21 protein-coding genes and 1 riboswitch are annotated in these 18,381 nt (G+C 41.2%); of the genes, 15 read left to right on the forward strand and 6 right to left on the reverse strand.

Going from position 1 to position 18,381, the window contains the following annotated elements; all coding sequences use genetic code 11:
• Nucleotides 1-4 precede the first annotated feature (4 nt).
• Both CVD28_RS23050 and CVD28_RS23055 read left to right on the forward strand, forming a co-directional pair.
• Nucleotides 5-844, forward strand: coding sequence for a metal ABC transporter permease (locus CVD28_RS23050; protein ID WP_101597044.1), 840 nt, complete (start codon nucleotides 5-7; stop codon nucleotides 842-844).
• A gap of 13 nt (nucleotides 845-857) precedes the next feature.
• Nucleotides 858-1,268 carry a Fur family transcriptional regulator gene (locus tag CVD28_RS23055; protein ID WP_101597045.1) on the forward strand — a complete coding sequence of 137 codons (411 nt, stop codon included), beginning with the start codon at nucleotides 858-860 and terminating at the stop codon, nucleotides 1,266-1,268.
• Between the two features lie 108 nt (nucleotides 1,269-1,376).
• Here the strand turns inward: CVD28_RS23055 and CVD28_RS23060 are convergent, their stop codons facing one another.
• Nucleotides 1,377-1,958: a 5' nucleotidase, NT5C type gene (locus CVD28_RS23060; RefSeq protein ID WP_101597046.1), complete on the reverse strand. Its 582-nt coding sequence runs from the start codon at nucleotides 1,956-1,958 to the stop codon at nucleotides 1,377-1,379.
• A 263-nt stretch (nucleotides 1,959-2,221) separates the two neighbouring features.
• On the opposite strand from CVD28_RS23060, the gene CVD28_RS23065 reads away from it, so the two are divergent.
• Nucleotides 2,222-2,611, forward strand: coding sequence for a hypothetical protein (locus tag CVD28_RS23065; RefSeq protein WP_101597047.1), 390 nt, complete (start codon nucleotides 2,222-2,224; stop codon nucleotides 2,609-2,611).
• A gap of 56 nt (nucleotides 2,612-2,667) precedes the next feature.
• Here the strand turns inward: CVD28_RS23065 and ispG are convergent, their stop codons facing one another.
• From ispG to CVD28_RS23080, 3 genes are all read right to left on the reverse strand, one after another.
• The gene (gene ispG, locus CVD28_RS23070) at nucleotides 2,668-3,762 is read right to left on the reverse strand and encodes a flavodoxin-dependent (E)-4-hydroxy-3-methylbut-2-enyl-diphosphate synthase (protein ID WP_180954296.1); all 1,095 of its coding nucleotides are present in this window, start codon (nucleotides 3,760-3,762) and stop codon (nucleotides 2,668-2,670) included.
• Nucleotides 3,763-4,001: 239 nt separating this feature from the next.
• Nucleotides 4,002-4,337, reverse strand: coding sequence for a hypothetical protein (locus CVD28_RS23075; protein ID WP_101597049.1), 336 nt, complete (start codon nucleotides 4,335-4,337; stop codon nucleotides 4,002-4,004).
• Between the two features lie 179 nt (nucleotides 4,338-4,516).
• The gene (locus CVD28_RS23080; RefSeq protein WP_101597050.1) at nucleotides 4,517-5,290 is read right to left on the reverse strand and encodes a DUF1189 domain-containing protein; all 774 of its coding nucleotides are present in this window, start codon (nucleotides 5,288-5,290) and stop codon (nucleotides 4,517-4,519) included.
• Nucleotides 5,291-5,380: 90 nt separating this feature from the next.
• On the opposite strand from CVD28_RS23080, the gene CVD28_RS23085 reads away from it, so the two are divergent.
• The 11 genes from CVD28_RS23085 (at nucleotide 5,381) to phoU (ending at nucleotide 16,301) form a co-directional block, all read left to right on the forward strand.
• Nucleotides 5,381-5,863 (forward strand): DUF456 domain-containing protein, encoded by a 483-nt coding sequence (locus CVD28_RS23085; RefSeq protein ID WP_101597051.1) that lies wholly within the window; start codon nucleotides 5,381-5,383, stop codon nucleotides 5,861-5,863.
• A 52-nt stretch (nucleotides 5,864-5,915) separates the two neighbouring features.
• Nucleotides 5,916-6,016: riboswitch (guanidine-I (ykkC/yxkD leader) on the forward strand.
• A 101-nt stretch (nucleotides 6,017-6,117) separates the two neighbouring features.
• Nucleotides 6,118-6,453: a DMT family transporter gene (locus CVD28_RS23090; RefSeq protein ID WP_101597052.1), complete on the forward strand. Its 336-nt coding sequence runs from the start codon at nucleotides 6,118-6,120 to the stop codon at nucleotides 6,451-6,453.
• Entirely contained in the window at nucleotides 6,453-6,767 is a 315-nt protein-coding gene (locus tag CVD28_RS23095; protein ID WP_101597053.1) for a DMT family transporter, read from the forward strand. The genes CVD28_RS23090 and CVD28_RS23095 overlap by 1 nt, the downstream gene beginning before the upstream one ends.
• 191 nt (nucleotides 6,768-6,958) lie before the next feature.
• Complete coding sequence (locus tag CVD28_RS23100) at nucleotides 6,959-7,567, forward strand: superoxide dismutase (protein ID WP_101597054.1); 609 nt, start codon at nucleotides 6,959-6,961, stop codon at nucleotides 7,565-7,567.
• Nucleotides 7,568-7,730: 163 nt separating this feature from the next.
• A complete protein-coding gene (locus CVD28_RS23105) occupies nucleotides 7,731-8,957 on the forward strand; it encodes an MFS transporter (protein WP_101597055.1) in 1,227 nt (408 codons plus the stop codon).
• A 363-nt stretch (nucleotides 8,958-9,320) separates the two neighbouring features.
• A complete protein-coding gene (locus CVD28_RS23110; protein ID WP_180954284.1) occupies nucleotides 9,321-11,528 on the forward strand; it encodes a peptidoglycan D,D-transpeptidase FtsI family protein in 2,208 nt (735 codons plus the stop codon).
• A gap of 294 nt (nucleotides 11,529-11,822) precedes the next feature.
• A complete protein-coding gene (locus CVD28_RS23115) occupies nucleotides 11,823-12,806 on the forward strand; it encodes a PstS family phosphate ABC transporter substrate-binding protein (RefSeq protein ID WP_101597056.1) in 984 nt (327 codons plus the stop codon).
• A gap of 177 nt (nucleotides 12,807-12,983) precedes the next feature.
• A complete protein-coding gene (gene pstC, locus CVD28_RS23120; protein WP_374702567.1) occupies nucleotides 12,984-13,889 on the forward strand; it encodes a phosphate ABC transporter permease subunit PstC in 906 nt (301 codons plus the stop codon).
• Nucleotide 13,890: 1 nt separating this feature from the next.
• Nucleotides 13,891-14,775 (forward strand): phosphate ABC transporter permease PstA, encoded by an 885-nt coding sequence (gene pstA / locus CVD28_RS23125; protein ID WP_101597058.1) that lies wholly within the window; start codon nucleotides 13,891-13,893, stop codon nucleotides 14,773-14,775.
• 17 nt (nucleotides 14,776-14,792) lie between these two features.
• The gene (gene pstB, locus CVD28_RS23130; protein WP_101597059.1) at nucleotides 14,793-15,629 is read left to right on the forward strand and encodes a phosphate ABC transporter ATP-binding protein PstB; all 837 of its coding nucleotides are present in this window, start codon (nucleotides 14,793-14,795) and stop codon (nucleotides 15,627-15,629) included.
• A 21-nt stretch (nucleotides 15,630-15,650) separates the two neighbouring features.
• The gene (phoU, locus tag CVD28_RS23135; protein WP_101597060.1) at nucleotides 15,651-16,301 is read left to right on the forward strand and encodes a phosphate signaling complex protein PhoU; all 651 of its coding nucleotides are present in this window, start codon (nucleotides 15,651-15,653) and stop codon (nucleotides 16,299-16,301) included.
• A gap of 48 nt (nucleotides 16,302-16,349) precedes the next feature.
• On the opposite strand, the gene CVD28_RS23140 is transcribed toward phoU, so the two are convergent.
• Together CVD28_RS23140 and CVD28_RS23145 are read right to left on the reverse strand one after the other, a co-directional pair.
• On the reverse strand, nucleotides 16,350-16,928 hold the full coding sequence (locus CVD28_RS23140) for a hypothetical protein (protein ID WP_101597061.1): 579 nt from the start codon (nucleotides 16,926-16,928) through the stop codon (nucleotides 16,350-16,352).
• A complete protein-coding gene (locus CVD28_RS23145) occupies nucleotides 16,925-17,320 on the reverse strand; it encodes a hypothetical protein (RefSeq protein WP_101597062.1) in 396 nt (131 codons plus the stop codon). Before CVD28_RS23145 ends, CVD28_RS23140 begins: the two co-directional genes overlap by 4 nt.
• Before the next feature lie 341 nt (nucleotides 17,321-17,661).
• On the opposite strand from CVD28_RS23145, the gene CVD28_RS23150 reads away from it, so the two are divergent.
• Entirely contained in the window at nucleotides 17,662-18,375 is a 714-nt protein-coding gene (locus CVD28_RS23150; RefSeq protein WP_101597063.1) for a DUF4912 domain-containing protein, read from the forward strand.
• Nucleotides 18,376-18,381 lie beyond the last annotated feature (6 nt).

Below are 18,381 nucleotides of genomic sequence, written 5' to 3' on the forward strand. Positions count from 1 at the left end.
TCATATGTTATCAGGTTTATTGCAATATGAATTTTTACAAAACGCGTTTCTGACAGGTATCATCATCGGAGTTCTTGCTCCGGTGCTTGGTGTTTTCGTTGTAGTGCGCAGAATGTCCCTGATTGCGGATGCCCTCAGCCATGTTACACTGGCTGGAATTGCTTTCTCGCTGCTGCTGGAAAAGACCTTCATAGTTATGGCTGGACTGAGTCCATTATATATGGGAATGCTGTTTTCTGTTGTCGGGTCGCTTTTCATTGAGCGGCTCCGGAGTGTTTATAAGCATTATCAAGAGCTTGCCATCCCTATTATTCTTTCTGGGGGAATCGGCCTTGGGGTGATCTTTATTTCCCTTGCAGACGGCTTCAATACAGACCTCTATGGATACCTTTTTGGAAGTGTGAGTGCCGTCAGCTCACTTGATTTACGGGTAATTGCCGGAATTAGCATAGCTGTTGTACTAACGGTTATTTTTCTTTATAAGGAATTATTTTTATTATCTTTTGATGAAGAGCATGCAAAGGCTTCAGGGATTCCTGCCAAGCTCATTCATTTTATTTTTATTATCATGGTGGCCCTTGTGATTGCGGCTTCCATGAGAATTGTCGGCATCCTGCTTGTTTCTTCGCTTATGACACTTCCTGTTGCTGCAAGTATCAGGATTGCGAAGGGCTTTAAGCAAACCATTGTTTTTTCGATTATTTTTGGAGAGATTTCAGTTATCGGCGGCCTGTTTTTATCTTATTATTTAGACCTTGCTCCAGGAGGAACCATTGTGGTAATCGCGGTAACCATTCTTATACTTTCGATTTTGGCCAAAAACGTCAGGACTCGGCTGACGTAACCGGGGTGATAGCATGAATGTAGGAACAGCAATGCTGTTGTTGAAGGAAAAGGGATTTAAGCATACTGGAAAACGAGAAGAAATGCTGCAGCTATTTTCTTCGAACAATAAATATTTAACCGCAAAAGAAGTGCTCGAGTTCATGAAAGAGGATTATCCAGGGTTAAGTTTCGATACAATTTACAGAAACCTCTCGCTTTTTGCAGAGATGGGTATTCTGGAGATGACGGAGCTATCAGGTGAAAAGCATTTCCGGTTTACCTGCAGCCATAAACAGCATCATCATCATTTTATTTGCATGGACTGCGGTACGACCAAGGAAATTGAAACGTGCCCGATGAACGAATTGAAGGAAAACCTTAAGGAATATGATATTTCGGGACATAAGTTTGAGATATACGGCAAATGTCCACAATGTCGTTAACTTTTAAGGAAAATAAAAAGGGTGATTCCAAAAAATCTTTGGAACACCCTTTTCATATGGAATAAGCCAGCAGATTGCCGGAAAAACTTTAAAGCTATATAGGATTTTTTACCCTGTTATTGTTGTAGTATGCAGCCAGCTGTCAACCCACTTTTTAGCTTCTTCCCAATCATTGACACGGATAACTCCATCCGGAATGGGATCCTGATTGTAGGGAGTATTAAATAAAATAACCGGGATACCGCATTCCTCAGCAATATCAACTGCGTTATCATGCTTATCCTCGAAAAAAATGTCAACTTTAAGTTTTTTTGCCGTTTCAACTTTATCGTGAGACCCAATTAGTTCAATGTGATGATACTTCAATTCATTCTCTGTAAACCATTTTTCGGTAATCGAATGCAATCGGCTGTTCCTGGCACTGATAAAAAATAAATCTGCAGCATTAACCCAGTGATGCAGCGCCTCTCTTGCTCCCTCCGCAACCTGTGATTCAGCGTAAATAGCTGATTCATTATCCAGGAACCATTTTGCAAAGGTCTCCTTTGGTACATTTACAAAAGGGGTAAAGTCATATTGAGTGATATCATTTAGTGTTAAATTGAGCTGGAATGCTTTATTTAGGTACGGAATAAATGTATCTGGCCGGGTTACGGTCCCATCAATATCAATGCCAAAACGTCTTTTCATGACAACAGCTCCTATATTTGCTCTCTTGTTTTTTAAATAAGTTTTTTAGAACTCCGCTGATTACCTAGGGTATTGGCACTGGTTTTCCATAGTTTTCAAGGGAACCTTTTGCTATTCAGTGTACCATAAAATGCAGTTTAAAAAGACAAAAAATGAACGGGCTCTCAAGTCCCAATCCAGTATTAGAACCATTTCCCAGAAAATTTTTACGTGAACTTACAAACAATATAAATGCTCCTATCATCGAAAGCGAGGGTTGTCTAATGGATGAAAAACGCAGCGAGTCGAATGATGGACTGAATTCAAAGTACAATAACCAGGGAGACAACGAAGGGAAAACTGCGAATGAACGCAGAAGGAAAAGCTATTACGAAGAAACTGCTGCTGAGTTTAGCGCCCCGGTAATGGGACGAAGAGCAGGCCGCGGAGAAGCTGCTGGGAACGAAGACAGAGAAGCTGGAAGAGCATTTGGATTATCCGCGTTGGCTTTATCGATCCTTGCGATGTTCATCCTTCCTCTGTTGTTTGGTGCCGCCGGAATTGTTTTAGGTTTCCTGGCAAGGCGCAGAGGAGCCGATTCCCTTGGAGCATGGGCAATTGGGCTTGGAATTGTTGCGATCGTAATTGGACTGATTATTGCCCCGTTTTTTTGATAAGAACTGAAAAAAGAAGAGCCGATTATTTTTCGGCTCTTCTCTTTTTCAGTTTATTACTGGACCTGTTCCAGTGCTTTTTTTGCAAAATATTCTTCTGCAATCTTATCTATTTCCTTCTTTAATTCCTCAACCATGGTCTCTTCTGGAACCTTGCGGACAATCTGGCCTTTGCGGAAAAGCAATCCTTCACCGCGGGCACCGGCAATACCGATATCAGCCTCCCTTGCTTCTCCGGGGCCGTTCACAGCACAGCCGAGTACTGCCACCTTTATCGGTGCTTTGATCGTCTGAATATATTCCTCTACCTCATTGGCGATGGAAATCAAGTCGATTTCGATTCTTCCGCAGGTCGGGCATGAAATCAGCGTCGCTGCATTTGAAGACAGACCAAACGATTTTAACAGCTCGCGTGCTACCTTCACTTCTTCAACTGGATCGGCACTTAGTGAGATACGAAGCGTATTTCCGATTCCTTTGCTGAGTATTGCTCCAAGTCCTGCAGCGCTTTTAACTGTTCCCGCAAATAGTGTGCCTGACTCTGTGATGCCAAGGTGCAGCGGATAATCAAAGGCTTTTGCTGCCTTTTCATATGCCTCAATAGCGAGGTTAACGTCAGAAGCCTTCATTGATACGATAATATCGTGAAAATCAAGGTCTTCTAGAATTTTAATATGGTGAAGGGCGCTTTCTACCATTCCGTCAGCAGTTGGGTAACCGTACTTTTCCAGGATTTTTCTCTCCAGGGAACCTGCGTTAACTCCAATACGGATCGGAATCCCTTTTTCTTTTGCAGCCTTAACGACTGCCTCTACCTTTTCCCGGCGTCCAATGTTGCCCGGATTTATCCGAATTTTATCCGCTCCGCCCTCTATAGCTTTAAGAGCAAGTTTGTAATCGAAATGGATGTCGACCACAAGAGGGATATTAATCCGTTTCTTGATTTCAGGAATTGCATTAGCAGCGCGTTCGTCCGGACATGCAACACGGACAATCTGGCATCCTGCTTCCTCCAGGCGTTTGATTTCAGCAACCGTTGCTTCCACATCATGTGTCTTTGTAGTGCACATGCTTTGGATAACTAATTCATTATTTCCGCCGATAGTCAGGTTTCCTACCTTAACCGGCCTTGTTTTCGTGCGATGTATAATTTCACTCAAGCGGGATTCTCTCCTTTAGGAAAAAAACAATTTAGTTTCAGTTATTCATGTATTACAAAAATATTGTATCAATCATACGGAAAGGTGACAAGAAATGAATATCTTCCATACCTAACGGCCCTGACCAAAGACAGTATTCTTCCTTGCCCTATATAATACACTATGCTTTACATAGGTCTCCCTCAAAAAGGCTATGGTGTCACACCAAATTTATATAAAAATGAATAACCTTAACGATAGCTAGGCACCTTGTACGTACTTCCGCTTTTCATATCCTCAGGCTTTAGGCCCCCGTTTAATGACTGAAAATCCTTAATAATAGTTTGTATATCAATTGACGAACCATTCTTGTCTTTTTCAACTAATGATAAAAGTGTATCTCCCGGCTGGACCTTTACTTCTTTGTAGGAGATCTCCTCATGCTGGCCAGCCTTTGAAGTTTTTGTATTCACTGCTTCAATTGCGGCCGTTTCAGTGGCTGCACCTGGCAGAGTGCCTTTTGTAATATCGATATAAATAATATATGAAATAAAAACGATGGTGAGTAACAGTGCGAGCCTCTTCATAAGATCCTCTCCTGTGGCTTGTCTTTAATCTATTTATATGAAGTGGCACACTGAATATGCCGAAAAACCGGCAATCTTCTAAAAAATTTTTCTAAAATTGAATATAGCTGGATTTCTGACAAAACAAAAAGCCTTGCGCAGCGGTTATAGTCGCACAAGGCTTTTTCAAAAAAAGCGATTTAGTCGTTTCTCTGCTGCGGAGTTTCCTTGATCGCCAGGAAGAGCACGAGGAGGGCCGCAAACCAGTCAACAAGATGTCCGCCCCTGACTGGGGTATTAAGGGATCCCATAATTGTAAAAAAGACTGTAGGGAGGGTAATGCTGTATGCGGTCATTTTCCATATCATACCGTAAGGCAGGTTTCTCCCAAGAAGGGTTTTCACTAACATTCCAAAGAATGCAAGCAATGTAACTTCAATGAATTGAACAGCAGCCGAAATCCCAAAAAGAACAAGCAGGAAGATTGGTACGATAATAACAAGCATGCTGTTAAAGGAATCAAGCATTTCCGCTAATGTTTTATTGGTTATCTCCATACCATTTAACATGGAGTAGGGATAGGACTGAAGACCTCCGGGACCATAGAACACAAATTCAGTTCTCAAAAGCCCAATACCGCTGGTGGACTTAGCTTGAATATCTTCCTTTGACACTTTTCCCGTGTCATCTACAAAGATAGTAAGGCCATCCTTTGTAATAATGGCAGGTTCCTCACTCTGTGAATCAAGTATACCTTCTTTTATTTCAAAAGCTGGCATCTCAGTTGTCACTTTCTCCCGTATGGTTTCTGCACCTTCCGTCAAAGCTGTGGTAAAATGATAGGCAGATGGAAGAATGGCAATCAATGTCAGGAAAAATATATACAAGACTGTCTTGCCCATCCCTTGAAAACGGAAACCTGCGATATCTTTTGGAGAATAGAGGCTTCTTAAAAATTGCTTGAAAATATTCATGCACAACAGCACCTTTAATTAAAAATACTTTACCATGTTTCATTTTATCGCTCAATCATTTATAAAACAATATGAAAGGAAGATTACAGGATGGAAACGATCTACTGGGTAATTATATCTGTTGTATTCCTTGTTGGTTTCGCAGGATTGGTTTTTCCAATAATTCCAAGCGTTTTATTCATTATTGGCGGGATGCTGCTGTATGGTGTCCTTTTCACTTTCGAGCCATTTAACTGGCTTTTCTGGTCAGTGCAGATAATCTTTGTTCTTTTGCTATTTGCTGCAGATTATGTAGCAAATATGATCGGGGTGAAAAAGCACGGGGGATCGAAAGCGGCTATCTGGGGAAGCACGGTCGGCATACTTGTCGGCCCGTTTATCATTCCGGTGGTCGGACTCCTAATCGGACCCTTTGTGGGAGCAATATTAGCGGAACTGATCGTTCATAAAAAGGATTTTAACACCTCAGTAAAAATAGGTCTTGGTTCGGTTTTAGGATTTATAAGCAGTGTCGCTGCAAAAGCGTTTATCCAGCTTCTTATGGTCGGCTATTTTCTGTTAGAGGTTTTCTGATAAGTCGGTTGTATAAAGGCTAAATATGTATATAATAGAGAAATGAAATAAAACTAATGTTTTCTAGGGTTCCGCGGCTTATTGCCGGTCTGGTCCGAGAGAGAACTCACAGCCGTTTATGCTGTGCCACGGAAGGATAAAAGCCTGGGAGATTATGACTCTCCGAGGCTTTTTTTTGGCGGCGCAATACGTTAAAAGGCTGTACAATTCCATTTGCTGGTAAGGAGTATGCTAACCTAATAAGGGGGATTACATTGAATCTGGATTGGTTAAAGGTGTTAATCGCTGCTGTTTTTGAAGTTTGCTGGGTAATAGGCTTAAAGTATGCCGATGATATTCTGACCTGGACTGGCACAATCATCTCAATTGCCATTAGTTTTTATGGTCTAATTATGGCTGGGCGAAAACTGCCAGTCGGAACGGTGTACGCTGTTTTTACAGGGCTCGGTACGGCTGGAACCGTAATAATGGAGATTCTTTTGTTTGGAGAATCCTTTAAACTCGATAAAATTCTTCTGATTGGGTTGTTATTGGCTGGTGTGGCTGGTTTAAAAATGGTGACAGAAGCAAAGGAAGGGGAGGAAGCTTAATGGCCTGGCTTTATCTAGTTATTGCCGGGCTTTGTGAAATGTCTGGAGTAATCATGATTAATAAATTCCATAAGGATAGAAATTGGCAGTCGCTTGCTTTATTAATATCAGGTTTCGGTGCAAGCTTTCTGTTTCTTTCCCTGGCAATGAAGACTTTGCCGATGGCGACCGCGTATGCTATCTGGACGGGAATTGGAGCCTGTGGGGGAGCGTTCTTAGGAATGTACTTCTATGGCGAATCGAAGGATTGGAAGCGGCTGCTTTTCATCTTTATGGTGCTCGTGGCTGCGATCGGATTAAAGCTAATTGAATAATCTTTACATCAAACAATGATAATTGCATACAATAGGTTGGTGAAAAAGAGACATTTAATAAGCATAAAATTTGAATCATTTACTAACTTTTGTTAATCTAAAAACAACAGACTGCTGCTGTAATCGTTTTCTGCTGAATATGAATCACCTGCAGTCCTGAAAACTTTTTGTACATAGGGAGGATTTTTAAAATGGCATTTGAACTTCCACAGCTTCCATACGCATATGATGCGTTAGAACCGAACATTGACAAAGAAACAATGAACATTCACCACACAAAGCATCACAACACGTATGTAACAAACCTTAACAACGCGTTGCAAGGAAACGAAGAGCTTCTTAGCAAAACTGTTGAAGAAGTTATTTCAAACCTAGATGCTGTTCCGGAATCTGTACGTACTGCAGTGCGTAACAATGGCGGCGGACACGCTAACCACACTCTTTTCTGGCAAATTCTTTCTCCAAATGGCGGAGGAGAGCCAACAGGTGAATTAGCTGATGCAATTACTTCTAAATTCGGCAGCTTTGAAAACTTCAAGGAAGAGTTTGCGAAAGCTGCAACAACTCGTTTCGGCTCTGGCTGGGCTTGGCTTGCTGTAAACAATGGTGAGCTTGAAGTAACAAGCACTCCAAACCAGGACTCTCCATTAATGGAAGGCAAAACACCAATCCTGGGCCTTGATGTTTGGGAGCATGCTTACTACCTGAAATTCCAAAACCGCCGTCCAGAATACATCAGCACATTCTGGAATGTTGTTAATTGGGATGAAGTTTCCAAGCGTTTCAGCTCTGCAAAATAATTATCACTAAATTTACTTAAAACCTGTCCTGAATTTAGGGCAGGTTTTTTTGCTGTGACAAGTAAGTATCCACAAGTAGGTAATCTGAACCAATCATACTGTTTTTACATAATTGCCATTGTTTATTCAAAAACTATCTCAGACGTTAAAGGAGAGGTAAACAATGCGCATATTTAAAAAGTGGACTGGGGAATCAGAAGTAAAGAAAAATTTATACCTGCTGCTAATCATTGGTGGATTGTATAGCTTGAGCGTCGCTTTATCCAGTACCTTTGTGAATGTTTACTTATGGAAACAGTCTGGGAGGTTCCTTGACATCGGCATTTTTAATTTATCGATAGTGGTCCTTCAGCCGCTCACATTCATCCTGGCAGGCCGCCTTGCTAAAAAGGTGGATCGGATTATTGTACTGAGGCTAGGGGTTATATTTCTTTCTTTATTTTATATGTGCGTGCTGGCAGTGGGTTCACAGGCGGAGGATTATCTTATCCTTTTAGGCAGTCTTCTGGGAATTGGATATGGATTCTATTGGCTTGCCTTTAATGTTCTGACATTTGAAATTACCGAACCTGATACCAGGGATTATTTCAACGGTTTTATGGGAATTCTCTCATCTTCAGGAGGGATGATCGGTCCCGTTCTGGCCGGCTTTATCATTTCAAGATTTGCGAAATACACTGGGTATTCCATTGTATTTGGACTATCCCTTTCTCTTTTTATGATTGCGGTACTTCTGAGCCTTTCGATTCGAAGAAGGCCGGCGGAAGGGAAGTATTCATTTGGGCGCATCTGGCAGGAACGCAGGAATGATTTGAATTGGCGGCTTATTACATATGCAAACTTTTTTCAAGGTCTTAGAGAGGGAACGTTTTCATTTATTATTTCCGTGTTCGTTTTCTTGTCGACTGGCAGTGAAATGGCTCTGGGCAAATTCGGGCTGATTAATTCAGGCATTTCGTTTATTGCGTATTATTGTGCCTCGAAATTTATCAAGCCTGCCATGAAAAAGAAGTCGATACTTATTGGGGGCCTGTTGCTTTATGCATCCGTGTTTTTAATTGTTCACGAACCCACTTATCTAAAACTGCTGATGTATGCAGCGGTAATTGCGATTGCTTATCCTGTATTGCTTGTCCCCTACGTTTCTCTTACATTTGACACCATAGGCAGTGCTTGGAAGGCTGCTGAAATGCGCGTGGAGTATATTGTCGTCAGGGAAGTGTTCACTAATATGGGCAGAGTAATATCTGTACTATCCTTTATACTGGCTATAACCCTATTTAACGAAAAAATTAGCATACCTGTTCTATTGCTGATTTTAGGAGCGGGCCATTCCTGTATTTACTTCTTTGTCAGGAAGATTCAGCTGCCATCAGCTAAAGCCAATTAAAGATGTTATGTTGATGTGGTGGAACCTGTCTGGTAAACAGACGGGTTTTTTTAAAGGCAAGAAAGTATTTAATAAGTACAGATGTCTAGCTTCAGCGCCCAGCAACTTTTTTTCCGCAGGAAAATAAACAGACGCACAGGACAAGGAAAGCTTCGTCAGCGACACATCGCACGAAACAAAGCGGCAGCTTTGTGAGGACGTGCCGACGTTCCTTTTGTCAGGGCGCTTGCACTTTTCTAATTCCATCATTTACCTATAAGAAAGAATGAAATTTCTAAGAGTTTTGTTATACTCTGTACTAGAAAAATCGCTTTGCATTCTATAGAATAATGAAAGAGGAAGATGTTTTTATTTTAATAAAGGATGTGTGGCTTAGTTTTGCAAAAAAAGAAGAAAAAAAAGACGCATGTTCCTGTAAGGTTGAATTTGCTGTTTTTTGTGGTGTTTCTATTATTTTCAGTTTTAGTATTAAGGCTTGGTGTAGTCCAGATCGTTTATGGGGAAGACTATCGCCGTGAAATAGAAAGAACAGAAGATATAACTGTTAACAATCCGGTTCCGCGCGGGAAAATGTTTGAACGAAACGGGAAAATTATCGTTGATAACGTTCCGCTTGATGCGATTACCTATACAAGGTATCAAGGGACTAAAGCAAAAGAAATGCTCGAGACAGCCGAAAAGCTGGCAAAATTCATCGAGAAGGATACAGAAAAAATCACGGAACGGGATAAACAGGATTTTTGGATTTTAAAGAATCCTAAGCGTGCCGAAGCGAAAATTACGAAAAAAGAATTGAATATGGTAGCCCAAGAGAAGCTAACTCAAAAAGACCTTTATAAACTCCAAAGAGACCGGATAACGGAAGCGGAGTTAAATGAATTTTCACCCCAGGAGCTTGAGGTGCTGGCCATTTTCAGGGAGTTAAACAGCAGTAAGGCTCTAACCCCTAAAATAATAAAAAATAAAAATGTAACACGGGAAGAATTTGCGGTCGTAAGCGAGCATCTTGAAGAATTGCCCGGAATTGATATCACGACCGATTGGGACCGGAAGTATACCTTTGGCGAGACCTTAAAATCTGTACTTGGAAAGGTATCTACTTCTGAGGAAGGACTTCCAAATGAACAGCTTGATTATTTCCTTGCACGGGATTACAGCCGTAATGATCGGGTAGGCAAGAGTTATATTGAAATGCAGTATGAAGATGTACTCCATGGCCAAAAGGCAAAAGTGAAAAACAGGACTGATAAAGCCGGAAACATCATTGAGTCCATCCCAATATCGGATGGGGAGCGCGGAAAGGATATTGTCCTCACGGTTGATATGGATCTTCAGCTGGCTGTAGAGGATATTATCGAAAAGCAATTGAAACAGAAAAAAGCGCAGGGCAATACTGGTTTTCTTGAATATGCCTATGTGACAATGATGAATCCGACTACTGGCGAAATTCTCGCAATGGCTGGAAAAAGATATCATAAGGACGAAAACGGAAAATGGGTAATGGAAGACAATGCCCTTGGTAATTTAGCTTCTTCTTATACAGTTGGCTCAACCGTTAAGGGAGCAACTGTATTAACCGGTTACAAAACAGGAGCGACTAAGCCTGGACAAATCCGGTGGGATAGAACACTAAGTATTAAAGGTACCCCAGATAAAGGTTCTTATAAAGATTTGGGAAGTATTAGTGATACCGAGGCACTAAAGCTGTCATCAAACGTATACATGTTCCTTACTGCTATCGATATTGCACAATCCCGATATGTTGCAGGCCAGCCCTTGCGTATACCTAGGCCGAGGCTTGAAAAAACTTATTCAATTATGCGTAATTCCTTCAGCCAGTTTGGGCTTGGAACAAGAACTGGAATAGACCTTCCAAATGAAATGGCAGGATTTAAAGGGCCGGTTGACGGAGGTAAGCTGCTTGACTTAGCCATAGGACAATATGACACATACACGCCGCTTCAGCTTGCACAATATGTTTCAACCATTGCAAATGGAGGAAATAGAATGAAGCCGCATATCGTTAAGGAAATACGCCAGCCAATCGATGATAAGGATACATTAGGTCCAGTCATCCAGGAAATGCCCCCTGTTGTATTAAATCGCCTGGATATGAAGCAAGAATGGATTAAACGAGTACAGACAGGCTTCAAAAGGGTTACCCAGGAAAAGGGCGGTACTGCCAATAGATGGTTTGGAGATAAGCCTTACAGTCCTGCTGGAAAAACAGGAACGGCTGAATCATTTTATGATGGTCCAAAGCGTAAGAATTATGAGGAGCCTCCGGAAACGATTAATTTGAGTTTCGTGGCCTATGCTCCATCAGATGCACCTGAAGTTGCCTTATCTGTTGTAGTCCCTTGGGCTTATCAAGGAAAACCGGCTCATAATATGAACAAGGAAATAGGAGCAGCTGCTATGGATGCATACTTTAATCTAAAAAAGCAGCGGGCGCAGCAGCAGCAAAGCACTCAATCTACAGAAGAAACAGTAAAAGGTCCTGACTCCGTATTGAAGGTAAAAGTGGAAAACGAGAGTACAACAGCTGGCGAAGGATCACAAAACTATTAAAAACCTGCTAAACAGCTTGCCATAAATAAAGCGGCTGCGGCTGAATACATGCTCAATAGGGACGTCCCTTAAGTCAAATACTGACTTAAGGGACGTCCTTTTTTTTGTTAAGAACTTTGTATCGAGTACAATAATCAGCCAATTTTTTCACTAAGAATGAATGATATTTACAATTTCTCCATTCATATTTACATAACCTTTACACTCCATTAAAACCACTTTAAAAGTTCCACAGTATCCTTAGTCTTGTAGGACAAACAAAAACCACAAAATTTCGTAGGGGGAATTAAGGGTATGAAAAGCTTTAGAAAATTAAGTCTGCTTATGTTAATAGCAGCGGTTATGGTATTCACAGCCGCTTGCGGAGGCGGAAATAAAGATGAAGCAAATGGAAACAATGATAATAAAAATGCTGAAGAAACAGCTGAATTAGAAGGCAGTGTAGTAATTGACGGTTCTGGTACTGTATTTCCATTTATGGCTAAAATGGCTGAAAATTATATGACTAATGAACAGGAAGGCGTTTCTGTTGAGGTTAGCCGTGCGGGTACATCTGCCGGGTTCAAAAAATTCCTGGCAAAAGACGGCACTGACTTTAATGATGCTTCCCGTCAAATAAAAGACGAAGAAAAAGCAGAAGCTGAAAAGCTTGGAATTGAAGTCCAGGAAATGAAGGTAGCTTTGGATGGTTTGACTTTTGTCATCAACAAAGACAATGACTGGGCTAAAGAACTGACTCAACAAGAAATCATCGACATTTTCCTAGCTGAAAAAGGAAAGAAAAAATGGTCTGATGTTCGCCCGGACTTCCCGGCAGAAGAAATCAAAACATATGGTCCTAACGAAAACCACGGAACTTATGAGTTCATGTTTGAAAACATTCTTGAAGAAAAACCAATGGTTGAAGGAATCAATTTACAGCAGGATTACTCTACTCTTGTTGATCTAGTATCCAAAGACAAAAACGCTATCGCATTCTTCGGCTATGGTTACTATGAAAGCAATAAAGATAAGCTCGCTGCAGTAAAGGTAGACTTCGGAAAAGGTCCGGTTGAGCCAACACTTGATACAATCGCAGAAGACGGGGATTATGCTCCATTCACTCGTCCAGTATTCACATACCTGAACACAAATCATGCAAAAGATAAGCCGGAAGTATTGGATTATGCGATCTATACTATGGAAAACGCACAAGACGTAGCGAAGGAAACTGGCTTTGCCCCATTATCGGATGAAGACAAGCAATCATCCCTCGACGCTTTAAAAGGACTGAAGTAAGCCTTTAAAAAGCAAGCGGGTTGAATTCCTGGAAGATGAGAAGTGTGCCTTCTCATCTTCTTATGCTTGTGATTTAAGGTTTCTCTAATTCTCCCTTGGATTATAAATTGGATGAAAGGGGTTTTTATTTTGGCAAAAGCGGCAGCTGAAGACAAAAATAAGCTAAATATCCGCAAAATGATTGAAGAAAAGAAAAGTTCAACTAGTATCAGTAATTATACTGAAAAATTTATACCTGGCATATTGTTTGCTATTGCAGCTATTTCTGTTTTAACGACTATCGGTATTGTGGCGACTTTATTAACTGAAACTATTATGTTCTTTAAACAGGTTCCCTTATTAGACTTCTTTACAGGCACTAAGTTAAAACCTTTAGGAGACGATGCTGTCTTTGGTGTACTGCCATTGCTGACAGGCACCTTAATTTCCACTGCAATTGCGATGCTGGTTGCTATTCCAATTGGGGTAATGACAGCTGTTTTCCTAAGTGAATATGCTTCTGAAAAATTGAGGCGGACACTTAAACCGATTCTGGAAATTCTCGCGGGAATACCAACGATTGTTTATGGCTTTTTCGCTTTTACATTTGTTACACCATTATTAAGATCCTTTATTCCGGGCTTAGAACCTACGAATATCCTTAGCCCTGGTATCGTAATGGGCATCATGATTATTCCGATGGTTGCTTCTTTATCAGAGGATGCAATGAGCGCTGTCCCTAACGCTATGCGCGAGGGAGCATTGGCACTTGGTGCAACAAAACTTGAGGTTGCCTGGAAAGTGGTTATTCCAGCGGCTATGTCGGGTATTATCGCCTCATTTGTACTGGGGATTTCACGTGCGATTGGGGAAACAATGATTGTAACGATTGCAAGCGGAAGTTCGAAAAACTTCACATTCGATATAACTCAGTCCATGCAGACCATGACAGCCTATATTGTGGAAGTAACTGGCGGGGAGGCCGCTGCAGGGACTACATTATATTACAGCTTGTATGCTGTTGCCATGACATTATTTGTCTTCACATTAGTAATGAACCTAGTCGCCCAATATATTTCGCGCAAATTCAGGGAGGAATACTAATATGAAATATGTTGACGCCCAGCAGGTGCAAAAGAGAATGGGTTCCAGACTGTTGGCAAACAATTTTGCAAAGGGGTTATTCCTATCTGCCACATTATTTGGGCTCGTTGTATTAGTCATTCTTATATACAGGGTTGTTTCCCAGAGCATTGGCTGGATAGATTCTGATTTTCTCATGAATAAGCTATCTACCGCCCCTGAAAGAGCAGGCATTATGGGTGCCATCATGGGAACTTTATGGCTAATGCTCGTAGTGGCCCCGGTCACAATGGTCTTAGGAGTAGGAACTGCTATTTATTTGGAGGAATACGCAAAAAAAGGCAGGCTCCAATCATTTATCCAAACGAATATTTCAAATTTGGCAGGTGTTCCTTCTGTTGTATTTGGTATTCTTGGTCTCACTGTTTTTGTAAGGACAATGGATTTAGGGTCCGTTGTTCTGGCGGGCGGATTGACGATGGCGTTATTGGTTCTGCCTGTTGTTGTTGTCGCAAGCCAGGAAGCGATTCGGGCTGTACCCCAATTTTTAAGAGAGGCATCTTATGGAATGGGAGCGACCAAATGGCAAACGATAAAAAATGTTGTGCTGCCTGCTTCTATACCTGGAATTTTGACCGGAGTTATCTTAGCCCTTTCCCGGGCAATTGGTGAAACGGCACCGCTTGTTGTAATTGGTATACCGGCATTGCTTATCCCACTTCCGGATGGAATCCTTGACAGATTTACTATATTGCCTGTGCAAATATACTATTGGACTATAGATTCGGCGCTAGTAGCTGAATATGCTAATCTGGCGGCAGCGACAATTGTAATTCTCTTAATTGTTTTATTTTTGATGAACTCGATTGCAATTATCATTAGAAATAAATTTCAAAAAAGATATTAGTCCAGGAGGCTATTAATATGATGGCAACATTTGCCCGCGAGAAGAAAATTGCTGAAATCCATTCAAAAAGAGAGGTTTCCGAGATGGCAAAGGCTTCTAAGAATATCGTTTACAATACAAAAGACCTTAACCTTTGGTATGGGGAAGGCCATGCCTTAAAAAATATTAATCTGGCAATTCGTGAAAATGAAGTAACAGCAATCATTGGACCATCCGGCTGCGGTAAATCAACCTACATTAAAACACTGAACAGAATGGTAGAAATGGTTCCTTCAGTTCGAATTTCCGGTGAGATTTTGTACAGAGAAAGAAATATACTGGACAAGAATTTCAGGGTTGAAGATTTAAGAACCCGTGTGGGGATGGTATTCCAAAAACCAAACCCATTCCCTAAGTCCATTTACGACAACATTGCGTACGGTCCTAAGATCCATGGTATTCGAAGCAAAAAGGTTCTAGATGAGATTGTCGAGAAAAGTCTTCGCGGAGCAGCGATTTGGGATGAAGTAAAGGATCGGCTTAACGAAAATGCCTATGGTCTTTCCGGCGGACAGCAGCAGCGAATTTGTATTGCCCGATGTCTCGCTATTGAGCCGGATGTAATCCTAATGGACGAACCAACTTCAGCTCTCGATCCCATTTCTACATTAAAGGTAGAAGAACTTGTCCAGGAATTAAAAAAAGATTTTAGCATTATCATCGTGACTCATAATATGCAGCAGGCAGCCCGTATTTCTGACAAAACGGCATTCTTCTTAAATGGAGAAGTTATTGAATATAAGGATACGGATATCATCTTCTCAACTCCAACTGATAAGAGAACGGAAGACTATATTACAGGGCGCTTCGGATAAGCCGGAAAGGAAGAAACGGTCATGGTAGTACGCGAAAAGTTCGAATCGGAGCTAAAACAGCTAAAGGATATGGTAATCGAGTTAGGGGAATTGGCAAAGCAATCGCTGGAGGAATCTTTCTCGGCTTTAGAAAACCAGGATCTTGAAAAAGCATTAGAGGTAATTGAGGATGATAACAAAGCAGACTTGCTGGAAAATGAAATCAATGAGCAAGCGATCCTGCTGATTGCCAAGCAGCAGCCTGTTGCCATTGATCTTCGGCGCATCATTGCAGCGATAAAGATTGCTTCCGATATCGAAAGAATGGCTGATTTTGGAGTAAATGTCGCCAAATCAACCATTCGGATCGGCAACCAGCCATTTATTACCCCGATTACTCATTTAAAAGATATGCAGATAATAACTCTGGAAATGATCGAGCTGTCCCTAAAAGCATTCGAAACAGAGGATGTCCTGCTCGCCCGAAAAATTGCGGAAATGGATGACAAGGTAGATGATTTATACGGTGAAAGCATTCGAGACCTGCTTCAGCTGACAAGCACCAATCTCCAGCAGGTAACCCAGCTTTCCTTTATTGCCAGATATTTGGAACGAACAGCTGACCATGCGACAAATATTGCAGAAAGCATCTACTATTTAGTCCGTGGAAGACAGCTTGATTTAAATGAATAGCAAAAGTAAAAGCAGCCTGAAGGGCTGCTTTTTACTGTTAAAGGAAGATTATTTCCTTGCAATTGTGTTGGCAAGCTGTGCTACAGACATATTTGAAGTGACGACAAATTCCCCGACCTGAATTCTGGAGTGTAGATTATTTTCCGCCAGGTATTCCTCAAAAGGTTTCCCGTTTTCTAAGATTCCTTGGCTGACCAAAATGTCAGAGATATCGTCAGGAGTCATCCCGGACTCGATTGTAATTGTGTAGGTTCTTGCCGATTTCCCAGCTTCAGCAGCCTCTTCCTTAGTTTTATCTTCTTTATTGTTAGTCTTGCTTTCACTCTTGTTAGCATCAGGCTGGCTTTCCGGAACTACCGCTTTTATTTCTTCCTGTTTTACTTCCCTTTTCTGATCTTGCTGTGCCGATTGCTTCGTTTGTACCTTTGCATATGAATTTTCAGGTTTGCCAGTTCCAGCATTCTGGTCTGCCTTTTTGCTGACTGTAAATCCATGTTCAGTGAGCAATTCTTTAGCTTCAGTAACAGTAGGTTCTGAATCAGAAGGCACGAAGTAACGCACTCCCGCCAGGCAGGCAACTGAAAGGATAATACCAGCTGAAAATGCTCTCAATGAAGATCGGTTCATGATGTGAACCCCCGCGATTGTTGATCTTCGATAACCATCAGTATTTCATTCATAGAAAGAGCGGATTGCTTTTCAATCTGTTCCAAAGGTAGCCCCTGCTGGTAGAGGGATAGTACCTGGCTTTTCAAAATCTCATTAATGGCCGGTTTTTTTGCGGAAACAGGTGCCGCAGCTGGTCTAAAACCTTTCCCATTACCGGTAGGCACATCCTGGATAAGCAATTCTTCCTCAAGTACTTTTATTTTTCTTTTTAACTGATATATATCCTGCATATGATTGAGCGTCATTTGCTCCATTTCTTCTTCTAGCTTTGTAATGCGGTCTTTTTTGAAGAAAGAAAATAATAGCAAAATTACCGCAAATACGAGTAAACATATTATTGCAAAATCCATTATTTCACCTCAAAGATTTGATTATATCTCTATTCTACACATTTTTTTGCCGAGTGGATTAATTTTGCTGGGCATTCTGTCTCCAATAATAAAAATATCGGGAATAATGTCAGGTTTTCCCTGGGATTATTGTCGAAAAACAACATAACAAAGCTAAACCATGTCTGAAAGGGTGTAATGAAAATTTTTTTTCTTTGCCGCTTCTGGATTTGCAAAAAGTCGACAAATTGTGTTTATTGTTCGTCTAACCTATAAATGCTACGATTAATTTACATAAATCAGGAATATTATGCAGCTTGAGTACATATAGATAGTAAGTTTTTGAGGGTGGGGTGATACCGTTGATAGATAAAATTATGCTTTTGCGGAATGAAGGACTTTCCTTCAGGAAAATTGCAGAAAGGCTGGACACGACAGTTGGAAAGGTCCAGTATCAATGGACGAAATATCAGAAGGAAGAAGAATCGGTTCGAGTGAATAAAAGAAAATCTAAACCTATTACTGTGAAAAAAGATCTAATTCCTATGCAGGCTTCGCCAGCCGGCAAGAACGTGAAAAAAACAGATAATAATATGAGAAATAGAAATGCTATGTCAGCTGCAAAGGACAGGCTTACAGTCATCCTGCTGAGCAGTGATAGTGCCTTGGCTACTTGGAATCTTTCTTCTGCAACATTGAAAGCAGGGGAGATTTTTTGGAAATACGCGGGCTTTTACCAGCTAGCTATTAGAATGCAGGATATTACCGGCATCCATTACAGCGGGAATAATGCCCATTACTCTGTCGACCTTATCACGCCTAAGCGCGATACTTATATGCAAATAAGCGGCCTAAAGCCCAACAGATCTTATTTAGCGGAAATGGGAATGCTGTTTGAGAACGGCACTTTTGTTCCGCTAATGAAATCTTTTCCATTGCAAATGCCCCGATTGGACACCGCTCAATGCGGTTATCTGGCGCCAGATGTAGAAAGATGGAAGCACGGTAAGGACCAGAAGCCTAATTGGATTGAACATGTAAGCACGTATTCCTATTATGAAAGGGATCGGAAATAGGAGGGA

The sequence above is a fragment of the Bacillus sp. M6-12 genome (genome assembly GCF_002860285.1).
Taxonomy (GTDB): domain Bacteria; phylum Bacillota; class Bacilli; order Bacillales; family DSM-1321; genus Peribacillus.

Coding starts and splice junctions, on each gene's coding strand:
- CVD28_RS23050 (WP_101597044.1), top strand. CDS start 5: ATGTTATCAGGTTTATTGCAATATGAATTTTTACAAAACGCGTTTCTG.
- CVD28_RS23055 (WP_101597045.1), top strand. CDS start 858: ATGAATGTAGGAACAGCAATGCTGTTGTTGAAGGAAAAGGGATTTAAG.
- CVD28_RS23060 (WP_101597046.1), bottom strand. CDS start 1,958: ATGAAAAGACGTTTTGGCATTGATATTGATGGGACCGTAACCCGGCCA.
- CVD28_RS23065 (WP_101597047.1), top strand. CDS start 2,222: ATGGATGAAAAACGCAGCGAGTCGAATGATGGACTGAATTCAAAGTAC.
- CVD28_RS23075 (WP_101597049.1), bottom strand. CDS start 4,337: ATGAAGAGGCTCGCACTGTTACTCACCATCGTTTTTATTTCATATATT.
- CVD28_RS23080 (WP_101597050.1), bottom strand. CDS start 5,290: ATGAATATTTTCAAGCAATTTTTAAGAAGCCTCTATTCTCCAAAAGAT.
- CVD28_RS23085 (WP_101597051.1), top strand. CDS start 5,381: ATGGAAACGATCTACTGGGTAATTATATCTGTTGTATTCCTTGTTGGT.
- CVD28_RS23095 (WP_101597053.1), top strand. CDS start 6,453: ATGGCCTGGCTTTATCTAGTTATTGCCGGGCTTTGTGAAATGTCTGGA.
- CVD28_RS23100 (WP_101597054.1), top strand. CDS start 6,959: ATGGCATTTGAACTTCCACAGCTTCCATACGCATATGATGCGTTAGAA.
- CVD28_RS23105 (WP_101597055.1), top strand. CDS start 7,731: ATGCGCATATTTAAAAAGTGGACTGGGGAATCAGAAGTAAAGAAAAAT.
- CVD28_RS23110 (WP_180954284.1), top strand. CDS start 9,321: ATGTGTGGCTTAGTTTTGCAAAAAAAGAAGAAAAAAAAGACGCATGTT.
- CVD28_RS23115 (WP_101597056.1), top strand. CDS start 11,823: ATGAAAAGCTTTAGAAAATTAAGTCTGCTTATGTTAATAGCAGCGGTT.
- pstC (WP_374702567.1), top strand. CDS start 12,984: ATGATTGAAGAAAAGAAAAGTTCAACTAGTATCAGTAATTATACTGAA.
- pstA (WP_101597058.1), top strand. CDS start 13,891: ATGAAATATGTTGACGCCCAGCAGGTGCAAAAGAGAATGGGTTCCAGA.
- pstB (WP_101597059.1), top strand. CDS start 14,793: ATGATGGCAACATTTGCCCGCGAGAAGAAAATTGCTGAAATCCATTCA.
- phoU (WP_101597060.1), top strand. CDS start 15,651: ATGGTAGTACGCGAAAAGTTCGAATCGGAGCTAAAACAGCTAAAGGAT.
- CVD28_RS23140 (WP_101597061.1), bottom strand. CDS start 16,928: ATGAACCGATCTTCATTGAGAGCATTTTCAGCTGGTATTATCCTTTCA.
- CVD28_RS23145 (WP_101597062.1), bottom strand. CDS start 17,320: ATGGATTTTGCAATAATATGTTTACTCGTATTTGCGGTAATTTTGCTA.